Source organism: Streptomyces sp. NPDC001401 (genome assembly GCF_042895385.1).
In the GTDB taxonomy this organism is placed as follows: domain Bacteria; phylum Actinomycetota; class Actinomycetes; order Streptomycetales; family Streptomycetaceae; genus Streptomyces.
In genome coordinates, this window is the sequence record NZ_JBIAWI010000006.1 from 320,141 (window position 1) to 333,992 (window position 13,852).

The 13,852-nt window shown below is 68.2% G+C and carries 11 protein-coding genes and 5 pseudogenes; 10 read left to right on the plus strand and 6 right to left on the minus strand.

The genetic code is table 11. The features are described 5' to 3' along the window. Positions 1–57 precede the first annotated feature (57 nt). Positions 58–961 (plus strand): annotated as a pseudogene (locus ACFY10_RS22660) (IS701 family transposase); the annotation flags it as partial. Positions 962–1,034: 73 nt separating this feature from the next. Here ACFY10_RS22660 and ACFY10_RS22665 read toward each other — a convergent pair. Further along, positions 1,035–1,538 carry a MarR family winged helix-turn-helix transcriptional regulator gene (locus ACFY10_RS22665; protein WP_390666974.1) on the minus strand — a complete coding sequence of 168 codons (504 nt, stop codon included), beginning with the start codon at positions 1,536–1,538 and terminating at the stop codon, positions 1,035–1,037. A gap of 67 nt (positions 1,539–1,605) precedes the next feature. On the opposite strand from ACFY10_RS22665, the gene ACFY10_RS22670 reads away from it, so the two are divergent. Beyond that, positions 1,606–2,475 carry an MBL fold metallo-hydrolase gene (locus ACFY10_RS22670; protein WP_390666975.1) on the plus strand — a complete coding sequence of 290 codons (870 nt, stop codon included), beginning with the start codon at positions 1,606–1,608 and terminating at the stop codon, positions 2,473–2,475. Positions 2,476–2,556: 81 nt separating this feature from the next. Further along, a complete protein-coding gene (locus tag ACFY10_RS22675) occupies positions 2,557–3,129 on the plus strand; it encodes a YbhB/YbcL family Raf kinase inhibitor-like protein (protein ID WP_390666976.1) in 573 nt (190 codons plus the stop codon). Between the two features lie 88 nt (positions 3,130–3,217). Here the strand turns inward: ACFY10_RS22675 and ACFY10_RS22680 are convergent, their stop codons facing one another. Together ACFY10_RS22680 and ACFY10_RS22685 are read right to left on the minus strand one after the other, a co-directional pair. After that, entirely contained in the window at positions 3,218–4,993 is a 1,776-nt protein-coding gene (locus ACFY10_RS22680; protein ID WP_390667115.1) for a trypsin-like serine protease, read from the minus strand. 176 nt (positions 4,994–5,169) lie between these two features. Next, positions 5,170–5,340, minus strand: coding sequence for a hypothetical protein (locus ACFY10_RS22685; RefSeq protein ID WP_390666977.1), 171 nt, complete (start codon positions 5,338–5,340; stop codon positions 5,170–5,172). 196 nt (positions 5,341–5,536) lie between these two features. On the opposite strand from ACFY10_RS22685, the gene ACFY10_RS22690 reads away from it, so the two are divergent. The 3 genes and pseudogenes from ACFY10_RS22690 to ACFY10_RS22700 form a co-directional block, all read left to right on the plus strand. Then, positions 5,537–6,259, plus strand: a complete 723-nt coding sequence (locus ACFY10_RS22690) for a dienelactone hydrolase family protein (RefSeq protein ID WP_390666978.1) — start codon at positions 5,537–5,539, stop codon at positions 6,257–6,259. A gap of 514 nt (positions 6,260–6,773) precedes the next feature. Beyond that, positions 6,774–7,949, plus strand: coding sequence for an alanine--tRNA ligase-related protein (locus ACFY10_RS22695; RefSeq protein WP_390666979.1), 1,176 nt, complete (start codon positions 6,774–6,776; stop codon positions 7,947–7,949). Positions 7,950–8,300: 351 nt separating this feature from the next. Beyond that, positions 8,301–8,927 (plus strand): annotated as a pseudogene (locus ACFY10_RS22700) (helix-turn-helix domain-containing protein); the annotation flags it as partial. Between the two features lie 378 nt (positions 8,928–9,305). Here the strand turns inward: ACFY10_RS22700 and ACFY10_RS22705 are convergent. Beyond that, positions 9,306–9,710, minus strand: coding sequence for a type II toxin-antitoxin system PemK/MazF family toxin (locus ACFY10_RS22705; RefSeq protein ID WP_390666980.1), 405 nt, complete (start codon positions 9,708–9,710; stop codon positions 9,306–9,308). Between the two features lie 166 nt (positions 9,711–9,876). Between ACFY10_RS22705 and ACFY10_RS22710 the strand changes: the two are divergent. Next, positions 9,877–11,114 (plus strand): annotated as a pseudogene (locus ACFY10_RS22710) (IS701 family transposase). Between the two features lie 80 nt (positions 11,115–11,194). Here ACFY10_RS22710 and ACFY10_RS22715 read toward each other — a convergent pair. Beyond that, positions 11,195–11,923 carry an SDR family oxidoreductase gene (locus tag ACFY10_RS22715; protein ID WP_390666981.1) on the minus strand — a complete coding sequence of 243 codons (729 nt, stop codon included), beginning with the start codon at positions 11,921–11,923 and terminating at the stop codon, positions 11,195–11,197. A 75-nt stretch (positions 11,924–11,998) separates the two neighbouring features. On the opposite strand from ACFY10_RS22715, the gene ACFY10_RS22720 reads away from it, so the two are divergent. The 3 genes and pseudogenes from ACFY10_RS22720 to ACFY10_RS22730 all read left to right on the plus strand — a co-directional run bounded on the left by ACFY10_RS22720 (position 11,999) and on the right by ACFY10_RS22730 (position 13,336). Beyond that, positions 11,999–12,376 (plus strand): MerR family transcriptional regulator, encoded by a 378-nt coding sequence (locus ACFY10_RS22720; protein ID WP_390666982.1) that lies wholly within the window; start codon positions 11,999–12,001, stop codon positions 12,374–12,376. A 238-nt stretch (positions 12,377–12,614) separates the two neighbouring features. Next, a pseudogene (locus ACFY10_RS22725) lies at positions 12,615–12,764 on the plus strand (IS5/IS1182 family transposase); the annotation flags it as partial. Between the two features lie 224 nt (positions 12,765–12,988). Then, positions 12,989–13,336 (plus strand): hypothetical protein, encoded by a 348-nt coding sequence (locus ACFY10_RS22730; protein ID WP_390666983.1) that lies wholly within the window; start codon positions 12,989–12,991, stop codon positions 13,334–13,336. 141 nt (positions 13,337–13,477) lie between these two features. Here the strand turns inward: ACFY10_RS22730 and ACFY10_RS22735 are convergent. Next, positions 13,478–13,627: pseudogene (locus ACFY10_RS22735) on the minus strand (IS5/IS1182 family transposase); the annotation flags it as partial. Positions 13,628–13,852 lie beyond the last annotated feature (225 nt).

The following is a 13,852-nucleotide window of genomic DNA, read 5'->3' on the forward strand; positions in this document are numbered from 1 at the left end:
TCGATGCCCCCTGCACCTTCTGCTCAACGATCGGCGGCATGCGAAACCGATGCGACCGAGCACGCCGGCGATGCCACCCCGTACGGCCTGCAGCATCTGCTGTCGGGGGCGAAGTGGGATGCCGATGCGGTCCGGGACGATCTGCGCAGCTTCGCCATCGAGCAACTGCATGATGAGGACGCGGTGTTGGCGGTCGATGAGACCGGCGACCTGAAGAAGGGCACCGCCACTGTCGGCGTGCAGTGCCAATACACCGGCACTGCCGGGCGCATCGAGAACAGCCAGGTCGCCGTCTACCTCGCCCTATTCCAGCCGACGCGGGCACGCGATCGACCGGGAACTGTATGTGCCGCGCTCGTGGATCACGGATGCGGCCCGCTGCCGGTTGGCCGGGATTCCCGAGGAGGTCGGCTTCGCCACGAAGCCCGCGCTTGGCCTCCGTATGATCGACCGGACCCTGGGTGCCGGGATCCGTGCAGCCTGGGTGTCCGCAGACGAGGTCTACGGAGGCAATCCGCAGCTGCGGAGCGCGCTGGAATACCGCCAGGTCGGCTACGTCCTCGCGGTCGCCTGCGATCACCGGATCGGCACCCGGGCGGGCAAGGTTCGGGCCGATGCACTGGCCAAGAAGCTGCCGAATCGGGCCTGGCAGAAGCTCTCCGCAGGCGCTGGCGCCAAGGGGCATCGCTACTACGACTGGGCCCTGGCCGACGTTGCCGACGACCAGCCCGGTCACCGCCATCTACTCGTTCGCCGCAACCGCAACAGCGGTGAACTCGCCTTCTACCGCTGCTACTCGGCCACCCCGGCGCCGCTGGCCGCGCTGGTGCGGGTGGCCGGGCGCAGGTGGACGGTCGAGGAGACGTTCCAGGCCGCCAAGGGGCTGGCCGGGCTGGACGAACACCAGGTCAGACGCTGGACGTCCTGGCACCGCTGGGTCACCCTCGCGATGCTCGCCCACCCGGTCCCGGGCCCGCCACTGCCAACGGCAGGCCGCCCATCAACGATGAAGATCATGATCTACAACTGGAGTACTAGAGAGTCTCGGTGCGAGGCGGGACCTTGCTACGGATCAAGTGATCGCACTCTTCGGCGGCACCCTCGTAACTGCCCAGCAGGAAGGCGTGGATCGCCTCCAGTTGGTCGCCGTCGAAGGTGGCCATCAATCGGCGGCTGCGGGCGTCGATTCCTTCGTAGAACGAAGCGATCCGTTCGAGTCCTGGGGCCCAGGCTTCGACGAGTACGCGGCGGCGGTCGTGTGGGTCCGGTTTGCGCCGGACGTATCCGGCCTTCTCCAGGCGGTCGATCATGTGCGTGACCGCGCCGGTGGTGCGCCCGAGCCGAGAGCTGAGTGCGCCGGCGGTGGAGGCTCCGGCGCGGTGGAGTACGTGCAGGCAGAGCAGATCGGTCTGCGCGATGCCGAGATGCTGGGCGATCAGGTCGTTGAGGCGTCCCAGGGCTCCGGCGAGGTCCGTCATGGACGCGATGATCCGGTCGGCCAGTTCGTCACTCTGGTCGTCCTGTGGTTTGACGGGCATCCATGACCCCATTTACCTTCATGATTAAGATACTTAGTGATGCAGGTATTGTATAAGGAGTCCTGCCGTGGACGGCTGGTACGTGGACGACCGCTGCATCAACTGCGATGCCGCCCGACAACTCGCGCCCGGCCTGATCGGCGAGGCCGACGGACGGTCGCAGATCCTGCGCCCGCCGGGCGACGAGGCGGAATTACGGCGCCTCCACGCCGCCGCCTTCGCCTGCCCCACACGCTCGATCCGCCCGGCGGACGGGCGGCCCGACCAGACGCTCGACCCCTTTCCGATGGCCTTGGACGACGGCGTACTGCTGTGCGGGCACCATTCCCGGCACACCGCCGGGGCCAGCTCCTACCTGCTGTTACGGCCGTCCGGCACGGCCATGATGATCGACACGCCCCGCTGGAGCCGTGAACTCGCCGAGCGGTACGCGGCATCGGGCCTCGTCACCGATGTGCTGCTCACCCACCGGGACCACGCCGCACACGGCCGACGCTATGCGGACCACTTCGGCGCCCGGCTGTGGATCCACGAGGGCGACCTCGACGCGGCACCGGACGCGGACCACGTGATCCGGGGCCTTGAACCACTGCAGATCGGCGACGGGGTCACCGCCCAGCCACTGCCCGGCCACACCCGGGGCAGCGTGCTCTACCTCGCGGACGACCGGTACTGCTTCAGCGGAGACAGCTTCTACTGGTCACGCGCCACCGGTGATCTGGAAGTCGCGCAGAGCGTGACCTGGTACTCCATCGAGGAGTTGGCCGCATCCTTGGCCAGGGCGGCCGGACGGCTGCGCTTCGAGTGGATCCTGCCGGGCCACGGCGACCGCCACCGGCTCACCGCCGACGAGATGTCCCGGCGACTGCGGGCCCTGGCAGAACGCACGCGCCTGCTGCGGCCCGAGCCGATCGACTTCACGGCCGTCCGCTGGTGAGGGACCGGCCCAACCGGTACCAGGGCGCACGGCGTCGGCCACGACCTTCCTGTTCACACGGGCAACTGACAAGGAAACACCATGACGATCCTGGGAACCCTGCTGAAGAACAAGCGCGCCGGCGAGGCCAAGCTGGCTTGGCACATCCCGGCTCTGGCCGGACCCGAGGTGCTGGGCCTGCACAGCTCCGATTTTGCGCCCGAGAGCCTCATCCCCAGGGTCCACGCGGGCAAGCGCGCCGGCGGTGAGAACCGCTCTCCTGCTCTGGCCTGGAGCGGCACACCCGACGGCACCGCCCAACTCCTGCTGGTTGTCCAGGACATCGACTCTCCCACCCGCACCCCGTTCGTCCACTGCGTCGCCCTGCTCGATCCCGATCTCGTCACACTGCCCACCGGAGCCTTGAACACGGGGAACTCCGTCAAGGGGGTGCGAGTACTTCGCTCAGGAATGGGGCGCGGCTACCTGGGCCCCGAACCGATCAAGGGACACGGCATGCACCGGTACGTCTTCCAGCTGTTCGCCCTGCCCACCGCCATCACCTCGGCGCAAGGCAACGCAACCCTGGACACCGCCAAGCCCGCAGCCGTGCTCGCCACCGTCAGCGGCCCGGCCCTGGCCCGCGGCCGCCTCGACGGTCTCTATGCGCGCTGACACCCCACCGGCAACGTGCCCACCGCGCTGCGGCGGTGGGCACTGTGCGTGACCGTTGGCCGGAGGTGAGCCTCGCTCACCTGCGGTTTCAGCCCCACATGTCGTACTGCTCGAAACCGGTGCCGACCGAGACCCGGGTGGCAAAGATCTCGGTGGTCGCCTGCCTGGTCCCCTTGTAGAGGTAGAGCGTGCCGCCGCGGGTGCGGGCCAGGAAGTCGGCGTTGCCGTCGCCGTTGACGTCCCCGACCGCGTCGAAGGCGTTGTAGCCGGTCCAGGCGCTGCGCACCTTGATCCGGGAGGAGAAGGCCTCGGAGCCGGACTTGCCGGTGCCCTTGTACAGGTACAGATCGCCGGTGCTGGACTGGCGGGCGAGCAGGTCGGCCTTGCCGTCACCGGTGAAGTCGCCGTGGCCGCGCAGGGAGTTGTACTGGTTCCAGCCGGTGCGGACCGAGAAGCGGGAGCCGAAGGTGCCGTTGCCCTTGCCCGGGTAGATCCACAGGGTCCCGCCGGAGTCCACCGACAGCAGGTCGGGCAGGTAGTCGCCGGTGACGTCGCCCGGCGTGATGATCCGGGTGCGGGTCTTCCAGCCGGTGAAGATCTTCGTGTCGGTCCAGGAGCCGTCCGTACGGGCGCTGTTGAGCACGAAGTGTGCCCAGTACACGTCACCGGTGGAGCCGACCCGGTAGATCAGGTCCTGGAAGCCGTCCCGGTTGAGGTCCGTCTGGAGGACCAGGTTGGCGCCGCCCCAGTTGCCCCAGGAGGCGCCGGCGCCGAAGGAGGTGCCGCTGGAGTTGGCATCCTTCTCGTAGCCGGTCTTCGTGGAGGATTCCCGGACGAAGATGTCGGCCCTGCCGTCCGGCTTGTTGTTGAAGGTGCTCAGGCTGGTGTCATCGATCTGGGGGTAGGCCGAGCCGACGTAGAAGCTGGTCTTGGTGAAGACGCTGTAGCCGCCCTGCTTCACACAGTCGTTGTAGTAGCCCCAGGAGGCCACACCGGCGATCCTGCCGCCCACCACGAGCGGGCCGCCGAAGTCACCGTCGCAGATCGCGCTGGTACCGGTGTCGCTCCCGCTCTGCGTGCCCGCGCAGACCATGCGCCCCGCGACGAATCCCGAGTCGTAGACGCCGGAGCAGGTGCTGTCGGACTGCACGGTCAGCGTGGCCGTCTGCAGCGTCTGCGAGATGTCCTGGCTGGTGGAGCTGGTACGGCCCCAGCCGTAGACCTTGGCCTGGGTGCCGGCGGCGTACGAGGCGGTGTCGTCGGAGGTGACCATGCGGATCGGCGTGGCCTTGACCGGGACGGCCAGGGTGAGCATGCCGAGGTCGTCCTGGTGCGTCCCCACCTCCCTGTCCACCGGGTCGTATCCGCCCTGCCACCACTGGCGCAGCACGGCCGTGGCCTGCCCGCCGTGCAGGTCCGTGGTGCCGGTGGAGTCGGTGGTGGGCAGCTGGTCGGCACCCGTGACGACGACGCCGTAGCTCTTCCAGTCGTAGTTGGTGTTGCCGTCCCTGACGCAGCTGGCGGCGGTGAGGATCTTCGTCGGCGCCACGACCGCGCCGCCGCAGAAAAGGTCCACGTCGTCGCTGGTGTCGGTGGTGTTCCGGTCGTTGTGGTACCAGAGCTGGGCCATCCACGGGGCCGTGCTGATGGTGGTGTCGGTACCGCCGATGACCATCGGTTCGACGCTCGCCGTGCTCGTGCCGGAGCTCAGCGACGACTTCTTGGTCGTCCCCTCCGCGGTGTCGTCGGCGGCGCGGGCGCCCGCGATGCGCTTCTCCAGGGTGGAGAGCGAGGGCGAGGCGATGGCCGGCTTGACCGTCGGTGCCGGCACGGCGGTGGCCGCACTGGCGGAGGAGGTCATCATCGCGGCGGCGACGGCCGCGGCGACAGCGGCGGCGGCGACGGGCAGGGCGATGCGTATCCGGCGTCTGTGACGGCCGCCGGACGGTGGCGTGGTCAAAAGAGTCCCCCCAGAGGAACATGAGACAGGAGGGACGCGAGGTGCGTCCCTCCCTGTCAGCGCCAAGAAGCCGACCTCCGTCACTGATGACGGAGGTCGGCCACAGTGGCTCGGCGAGCCGAGCCGGCGGCGATTTCCGCCACGTCGGCGCCGAACGGCTTGACGTCGACGACGAGGTTCCGGATCTCCGGCCGGAACACGCCGAGCACGAAGGCGTCCCGCAGGTCCGGCCGCTCAGGATGCCGCGGCATCCGGGGCCATGGAGCCGCCGCAAAAACCTGTTGGCGGGCCGCGGCGACCACTGCTAGTTTCCCGGAGGCCGTGCCAGAGAACGAGGAGGTGGTACCCGTGAACACAGTATCGACATGGGTGCTCCCCTCCGGGGTCACGGTCGGGCGATAGGTCGTCCGGGAGCGCCGTTCACGAGCACTCCCGAAAGGCACGACCATGCACTTCACCTCCGAACAGCGCCTCGACGACGGCGTCCTTGAGCGCGAATTCACCCTCGGCGAGATCCCCGGCACCCTGTGGACGCCGGAATCCGCCGCACCAGCCCCGCTGATCCTCATGGCCCACAACAACGGCCTGCCCAAGGCACAACCCCGGCTGGTGGCCCGCGGCCGGCACACCGCGGCGCACGGCTACGCGGTGGCCACCATCGACGCCGCCGGGTGCGGCGACCGGCCCCGTTCCGCCGCCGACGAGCAGGCCCGCGCCCACCTCCGCCGGGCGATGCAGGCCGGCGAGCCGGTCGACGACATCTTCGAGTCCCTCGTCGGCCCGCTGGTCGAAAAGGCGGCCCCGGAATGGCGGACCACCCTGGACGCCCTCCTTGCGCTGCCCGAGATCGGCGGCCCGGTCGGGTACTCGGGGTGGATGGCCCTCGGCATCCGGCTGGCGGTGGTCGAACCGCGCATCGCCGCCGCCGGCTTCTTCGCCGGGGGGTACGTGCCCCGCGCCCAGCGCGAGGAGGCCCGGCAGGTCACCATTCCGCTGCTGCTCCTGCTGCAGTGGGACGACGAAGGGAACCCCCGGCAACGGGCCCTGGACCTGTTCGACGCCTTCGGCACCAAGGAGAAAACGCTGCACGCCAATCTGGGCGGGCACACCGGCACCCCGTGGTTCGAGGGGGAGGACGCGAACCGGTTCTACGGCCGGCACCTGAAGTGAGACCGGGCCGCCAGGCCGACAGCAGACGGTAGGCGGTGCCGGCCATCGGCGGTACCGGCCGGTCGGGGCGGCGCTCGGCGACCAGCGCCCCGGCCGGGCCGGTGTTGGTCCGTCCAGCCCCTTCACCGGGACGGTTCGCGGAACACCCATACGGAAGGCCTGCACGCCTGGACCGCAGTGGGCCACGCGCCGCAGCCGCCGAGATCCGTCAGTCGCATGGCACGAGACCCTGACGCGATGCCCGGAAAGCCCAGGTCCCGAGGCCCGGAAAACCTAGAAGACGGGCCCCGCCGCCCCCTGTTAGCGTTCCTTCCATGAACGTCAGGACCTGTTGTACTCACACCGCAGCCGCGCGAGCGACCAGCTCCCCGGCTGCCGACGCCTGACCTCTCCACCTTTCCCCGGCGGCCGGAAACGGATCGCCGGGATGTGGTTCCACCCTCTGCGCAGGCTTGCAGGTTCGCAGGCTGCCCCGCGGTCCTTTCCGGTCCCCACGACCCGAAGGGACACCGCCATGAACACCGACCAGACCGTACGGACGTTCACCGACTTCTACCGCGAACGCGGGCACCACCTCATCACCGGAAGCTCCCTGCTGCCGCCGCCCTCGGACCCGGTGCTGTTCACCACCTCCGGCATGCACCCCCTCACGCCGCACCTTCTGGGCCGTCCCCATCCCCAGGGGCGGCGCCTGATCAATGTCCAGCGCTGCCTGCGCACCACCGACCTCGACGAGATCGGCGATCCCACCCATCTGACGGTCTTCGAGATGCTCGGCTCGTGGTCGCTGGGCGACTACGGCCATTCACAGAGCCTGCGCTGGGGATACGAGCTGCTGCGCGACGGATTCGGCATCCCGCAGGAGCGGCTGCACGTCACGGTCTTCGGCGGCGACGACCAGGTCGGCCCCGACACCGAATCACTGTGCATCTGGCGGGAGTTGGGGCTGCCCGTCGAGCTGACCGACGACGAGAACTGGTGGTCCAACGGTCCCGTCGGCCCCTGCGGCCCGGACTCGGAGATCTTCGTCTGGACCGGCGACCCCGGCACCCCACCCCAGGGCACCCCCACCACCGACCCGCGCTGGGTGGAGATCTGGAACCACGTCAACATGCGCTACCGCCGCAACGAGGACGGCAGCCTCGACCCCCTCCCACAGCCCGGCATCGACACGGGCATGGGACTGGAACGGCTGATGACCGTCCTGCAAGGACACCGTTCGGTCTACGACACGGACCTGTTCGAACCGTGGCTGCGGCTGCTCCCGCCGCTGTGGGACCTGGACGACCCCTCGACGCGTCTCGTCTGCGACCACCTGCGCTCGACCATCGTCGTCCTCGGCGACGGCGTACGCCCGTCCAACACCGGCCGCGGCTATGTACTGCGCCGCCTGATCCGCCGCCTCCTCACCACACTGCGCCGCGACGACCCCTCGCGCACCCTGACCGACCTGCCCCTGGAACTCGTGGACCACACGCTGGACCACTTCCACCAGTCCTGCGGAAGCGGCACCGTCCGCCAGGTCCTCCTGGACGAGGAACAGCGCTTCACCAAGCTCCTCGAACGCGGCCAACGCGTGCTTTCCCGGCCGGAGTTCGAAGGCCCGTTGAGCGAGGAGGACTACCGCTACCTGCACGACACCCACGGCCTGCCCCGCGACCTGGTCGCCGGCCTGCTCACCAACGACTGACAGGGGTTGTCAATTCCGCCTGAGCAACGGGGTTGTGCGACCCGCCAGCTCGGTCAGCCCCGGATCCCCTGGACACGGCAGCCGTCTGTCCCCCCTGCGAGACGGCCGTCGTGCGCTGTCCCCCCGTCGGCATCAGGGCATCCGGGGCTGATGACGTCCAGTTCAGCGCCCTGGGAATTGAATGGACAGCCGTTCCGGCTCTCTGATCAATGGGCGCGGCGCAGGTCACGGCGCATCGCCCGGTGCTGACCAAAGAAGGTGCCTCGGGTTTGCCCGCCTGCCGAGGGGCTGCGTAGCTTCGTGGGCTGTCGCCGCGTCAGCGGGGGGCGTCACGAGGTAGGGGAGTCGTGGATGGCGGGGCGTCCTGAGAGTCCGCTCGATCCGACCGCGGGACCGGTGGTGCGGTTCGCGTACGAGTTGCGCAAACTCCGTGCGGAGGCGGGAAGTCCGACCTACCGGACGATGGCGCAGCGCGCGGGGCAGGGCGCGAGCACCCTGTCGCAGGCGGCCGGCGGCGAGCGGCTGCCGACCCTGCCGGTCGTTCTTGCTTACGTCCGTGCGTGCGGCGGCGATGCCAAGGAGTGGGAGGAACGGTGGCGTGAGGCAGCCGCGGAAGCCACGGCCGAACCGCATACCGAAGATGAGGATGCCGAGGCTCCGTACCGGGGGCTGGCCCGCTTCGAACCCGCCGATGCCGATCTGTTCTTCGGCCGCGACCAGCTCACCACGGACCTGCTGGAACTGCTGCGTCGACGGCGGTTCGCGGCTGTGTTCGGCCCATCCGGCAGTGGCAAGTCCTCGCTCCTGCGGGCCGGCCTCATCCCTGCCCTCCGGCACAGCCAGGACGCCGGCCTGCGCCCGGCCGCCATCCGCATCCTCGCTCCCGGCGACAGCCCGGCCGACACCCACGCCCACGTGTTCAGGCCCACCCCCGGCAGGGGCGCCGTCGGGGCGGACACGCTCATCGTTGTCGACCAGTTGCTGGCCGCCCGCGGTCCGGGTCCCCGCCCGTGATGCGGATGGCGGTGCAGGGCAGTCCGGTTTTCCGGGCCGGAGGGTATCAACTTCTCGGCGCCGGGCGCCGCCAGATTGGTGGTGAGTATCAGCGCGAGCACAGCCAGAAGTTGACGCCTCGTCCATGACAGGTGAATCGACACGTGATCGGCACTACCGATCGCGACAGCCGTGTCCTGCGCGTGAACCCCCGCACGGGTTCGGGTGGGGCGAGCTCCTCCGATGCCGGGCCTAGTACTCCAGCCGTAGATCGTGATCTCGATGGTGAGGGGCGCCGAGGCGACATTCGGACAGCGTCGACCATCTGGCCGAGACCGCCCACGCCGTCGGCTCCTTCTCCCTCTACCCGAGTTCACCGAGACGGAGGGCGTCCCTTATCTCGCTGAGCTTCGCGGTCGTCGCCGGGGTCTGCTCCTGCGCTTGTTCAGCGAGTCGGAGGGCATCGTCAATCTCGCTGAGCTTCGCCGAGGACAGGACGGCCGCCCGCTCTATCAGGTCGTCCCGTGACACAGTGGTCAGCCACGTGCAAGGGGTGAAGTCTGGACGCGGGAACGCGAGCCGCAGCACGCCTTCGAACGGCACTCCTTCACCGGCGCCCACCATCACTTCGATGCCCAGACCGCTAATGTCGACGCCCGCCGGAGCGACGACCTGCATCACCCGGATCCCGGACGCGTCGTCTCCCGACAGCAGTACGACCAACCTCCGCTCGTCGAACTGGACCCACCAGACTTCGCCACGTTGCACAAGTCCTCCAGACACAGGACGGCAGACAGACGCTGCGCGAGCCTGACGCGCTGTGGAGACGGGTGCGGCCACCGTTGATCATCGGTGTGTGAAGACTGAAGATCACGCGGTGGCCGCAGGTCACAGGGTAAACCCTGCCCACTGGCAGGAGGCGTTCGAGGGCCTGATGAGCCGGATAGCGGGACGGTTCACGCGGGTCGAATCCCGGCGCCGAGCCCGGAAGTTGGTACTCGGCCTGCTGTCGGACCTGCCGCGCAAGAACTGCTGGACCATCGCCGAGTGGGCCGGGGACAGGACCCCGGACGGCATGCAGCACCTGCTCGGGCGGGCCAAGTGGGACGCCGACCAGGTCCGCGACGACGTGGGTGACTACGTGGTGGAGCATCTGCACGACGACGAGGCGGTGCTGGTGGTCGACGAGACCGGTGACGTGAAGAAAGGCACCGACACTGTCGGTGTCCAGCGCCAGTACACCGGCACCGCCGGACGCGTCGAGAACAGCCAGGTAGCCGTTTACCTCGCCTACTCGACCCCGCGAGGGCACGCGGCGATCGACCGGGAACTCTATGTTCCGCGTTCCTGGACCTCCGACCCCGACCGCTGCCGGGCCGCCGGACTCGGTGACAAGACGGAGTTCGCGACCAAGCCAGAGCTGGCCGCCCGCATGGTCACCCGATTCCTGGACGCCGGCCACCGGGCCGCATGGGTCGCGGGAGACGAGGTCTACGGCGGCAACCCGAGGCTGCGCGCCGCGCGCTGGAGGAACGCGGCACCGGCTACGTCCTAGCGGTGGCCTGCTCGCACGAAGTCACCACAGGCGCCGGGAAGTTCCGCGCGGACACGCTGGCCAGGAAGGTGCCCAAGAGGGCCTGGCAGAAGCTGTCCGCAGGGGTCGGAGCCAAGGGCCACCGCTTCTACGACTGGGCCGTCATCGACCTCACCGACCCCCGGCCCGGGAGCCAGCAGTTGCTGATCCGCCGCAACCGCAGCACCGGCGAACTCGCGTACTACCGCTGCTACTCGCCGGCCGCAGTGCCGCTGACCACCCTGGTGCGCGTCGCTGGATCAAGGTGGCGGGTCGAGGAGTTTTTCCAGTCCGGCAAGGGCTTGGCGGCCTTGGACGAGCACCAGGTCCGGCGCTACTCGTCCTGGTCCCGCTGGGTCACCCTGGCCATGCTTGCGCACGCCTTCCTCGCCGTCGTCCGCGCGAACGAACACGACCGTCATCCCTCACCCAACGAGCTGATACCGCTCACCTGCAACGAGATCCAACGACTGTTCATCACGCTCGTCATCCAACGCGTCTTTGACCCTGTCCACCGGCTTGGCTGGTCCGTCTGGCGTCGCCGACACCAGGCCCGCGCCCGCGACTGCCACTACCGCCGACGCGAGGCCACAACATGAAGATCGACAACTGCGGACGGAGCATTAATTGACCGACCGTAAGAAGCAACACACCGAAGTCAGCGCGGCCCGAGGGCCCCTCAGGCCGCCATCAGCGCCGCCAGGGCGCGGTCCATCGCGGCGTTGAACTCTTCCGGCGTCAGCGGCAGCCGGGACTTGACGTCCCGACTCCATTGGTCGGCGAGGACCTCGGCGGAGCCCGCCTCGACACCGTCGAGCGCCGCGTCGGCCAGGTCCGACGGAGCGATCTTGTCCACGGGCCAGCCCGCCGCCATGTCGGTGTCGGCCAGGCCGAGGTGTACCGCTGTGACGAGCGTGCTCTGCTCGGCGAGCTCCAGGCGGACGCCGTTGGTCATGGCCCAGGCGGCGGCTTTGGTCAGGTGGTAGGCATTGGCGCCCTTGCCCCCGAACCACGACATGGCGGAGAGGACGTTGACGATCGCGCCCCCGCCGTTCCTGGCGAGCGCCGGCGCGAATTCCCGGATCATTCCCAGGTGGCCGAACATGTTGGTCTCCAGCTCGTGCCGCACCGCGTCCAGCGAACCGGTCACCAGGTCGGTCCCCGTACTGATTCCCGCGTTGTTGATGAGTAGCGAGACGTCCGGGGCGGCCTCGGCGGCGGCCCTCACGGATGCGGGATCGGCGATGTCGAGGGGGAGCACCTTGGCCCCGGGCAGGTCCACGGTCTCCGGTCGGCGGGCCGTCGCGTAGACCTTGTGGGCGCCCCGTTCGAGCAGGCGCTGGGCGAAGGCGCGGCCCAGGCCGCGGTTGGCTCCGGTGACAAGGGCGACGGAGTTGTTGATATCCATGCCCGGTACGCTAAAACCTGACGCTGGCGTCAGAGGCAAGTGCTGGCCGTCAGGACCGGGGCGAGAGGAATCACCATGACCGTCACGGAGGCTGCGGCCGAGCGGCTGGTCCGCATCGGCGAGGTGGCACGGGGCGCCGGCGTCTCGGTACGCGCCGTGCGCTACTACGAGCAGCAGGGGCTGCTCATCGCGGAGCGCAGCCCGTCCGGCCAGCGCCTCTACCGGCAGGACACCGTCACCCTGGTGCGCTTCTTCCAGCAGATGTTCGCCGCCGGTCTGACCAGTCGAAGGATCGCGGAACTCCTTCCATGCTGGGACACCGGGCACACCGACGACGAGCAACGAGCCATGCTGCGCGCCGAGCGCGACCGCATCCAGGCCAAGGTCGACGACCTGCAGGCCGCCCTGGACCGCCTCGACGAGGTCATCGCGATCACGGACACGCACCCGTAGGCGCGGTCGGTCGGACGTCGCACCAGCGATCTACGGCTGGAGTACTAAGCTCCAGGCAATCGGCGATCGCTGACCTTGAGGCCCAGTTGTCCATTCTGAAAGACAGTGAGCCTTTTCCAACCTCTTGCACGGGCTGGGCAGTTGGCCTGACAGACGGATGAAGCCCCTGGTAGTTGGGTTTTCGACCAAGAGAACTGTCTCCACCAGAGGCTTCGCATGCTTGTCTACCCGTCCGGCGCGGTCCCACGTGAAGGTGCGGGCACTGGTCGAACAGGCCATCGCCACCCTCAAGTCCTGGCGGCTCCTGCGCAAGCTCCGCTGCTCGACCACCCGAATCACGAGCCTCGTCCAGGCCGTCCTCACACTCCATCTGGCCAGCTCAGACTGAGGATGGAGAAGGCTCACTACCTCCAATGCAATGCGATGCCACTCCGATAGCACGTTTCGATGGTGTTCGAAAGGATGGCCGGTATCCACGGGCGGCGCCTACGTTGTGACGCACGCAAAGAGGTCGACCACAGCGAGTTGCATCGGTCGACCGAGTGGCAGGTCCTCACGGGCGTCTGCTCGAACTGGCGTCACAGTGGGGCCCCCAGGCAGGGAGACTTCTGGATGCAGTTGCTCAAAAAGCACGTGACCCGTACAGCTGTGGCTCTCACTCTTGGGATTGGCGCGCTCATCGGCGGCTCCAGCACTGCTTCAGCTGCCGACGTCCATCCCCAGTACGTGACCTACAAGTGCGATGCCGGGCGGGCCTGCGTATACGATACTTCCGGAGGTGTCTGGAATATGGACGGCTGTGGAGACAACTGGATCTACGGCCGTTTCAACTATGCCAGGGCCCACGGTAACAGCTTCACGGTGTATTACGTGAACGGCACGTGGGATTTCGTCTGGGCAGGGGGTCAGCGGACCCTGGACGGCAGCAATTACGTCGAGCGAGTGCACGTGGATTGCTGAGCGCTGACGACAAAAGCAGCCCCCTTCCAGCTTTGAGGAAGGGGGCTGCCTTCTTGGCCGGCCTCTCTTTTCCTCACCCTGTGCACGTCGGCGATTGGGTCCCTCCGTCGGATCTTCCGAGAAAGTGAGCTTTCTCCATCCTCAGTCTGAGCTGGCCAGATGGAGTGTGAGGACGGCCTGGACGAGGCTCGTGATTCGAGTGGTCGAGCAGCGGAGCTTGCGCAGGAGCCGCCAGGACTTGAGGGTGGCGATGGCCTGTTCGACCAGTGCCCGCACCTTCACGTGGGACCGCGCCGGACGGGTAGACAAGCATGCGAAGCCTCTGGTGGAGACAGTTCTCTTGGTCGAAAACCCATCTACCAGGGGCTTCATCCGTCTGTCAGGCCAACTGCCCAGCCCTGCAAGAGGTTGGAAAAGGCTAAGTGAGCGACAGCTTGCCGACCGTGTCAAAACCCTCGAATCCGTCGAACCTGAAGCTGCGCGAGAATTTGTCGCCATGATGGAGCAAAACCTCTC

What these genes read in the sequence shown, in the direction of transcription:
- ACFY10_RS22665 (WP_390666974.1), bottom strand. Translation starts at nt 1,538, where the DNA reads ATGCCCGTCAAACCACAGGACGACCAGAGTGACGAACTGGCCGACCGG.
- ACFY10_RS22675 (WP_390666976.1), top strand. Translation starts at nt 2,557, where the DNA reads ATGACGATCCTGGGAACCCTGCTGAAGAACAAGCGCGCCGGCGAGGCC.
- ACFY10_RS22680 (WP_390667115.1), bottom strand. Translation starts at nt 4,993, where the DNA reads ATGATGACCTCCTCCGCCAGTGCGGCCACCGCCGTGCCGGCACCGACG.
- ACFY10_RS22685 (WP_390666977.1), bottom strand. Translation starts at nt 5,340, where the DNA reads ATGCCGCGGCATCCTGAGCGGCCGGACCTGCGGGACGCCTTCGTGCTC.
- ACFY10_RS22690 (WP_390666978.1), top strand. Translation starts at nt 5,537, where the DNA reads ATGCACTTCACCTCCGAACAGCGCCTCGACGACGGCGTCCTTGAGCGC.
- ACFY10_RS22695 (WP_390666979.1), top strand. Translation starts at nt 6,774, where the DNA reads ATGAACACCGACCAGACCGTACGGACGTTCACCGACTTCTACCGCGAA.
- ACFY10_RS22715 (WP_390666981.1), bottom strand. Translation starts at nt 11,923, where the DNA reads ATGGATATCAACAACTCCGTCGCCCTTGTCACCGGAGCCAACCGCGGC.
- ACFY10_RS22720 (WP_390666982.1), top strand. Translation starts at nt 11,999, where the DNA reads ATGACCGTCACGGAGGCTGCGGCCGAGCGGCTGGTCCGCATCGGCGAG.
- ACFY10_RS22730 (WP_390666983.1), top strand. Translation starts at nt 12,989, where the DNA reads ATGCAGTTGCTCAAAAAGCACGTGACCCGTACAGCTGTGGCTCTCACT.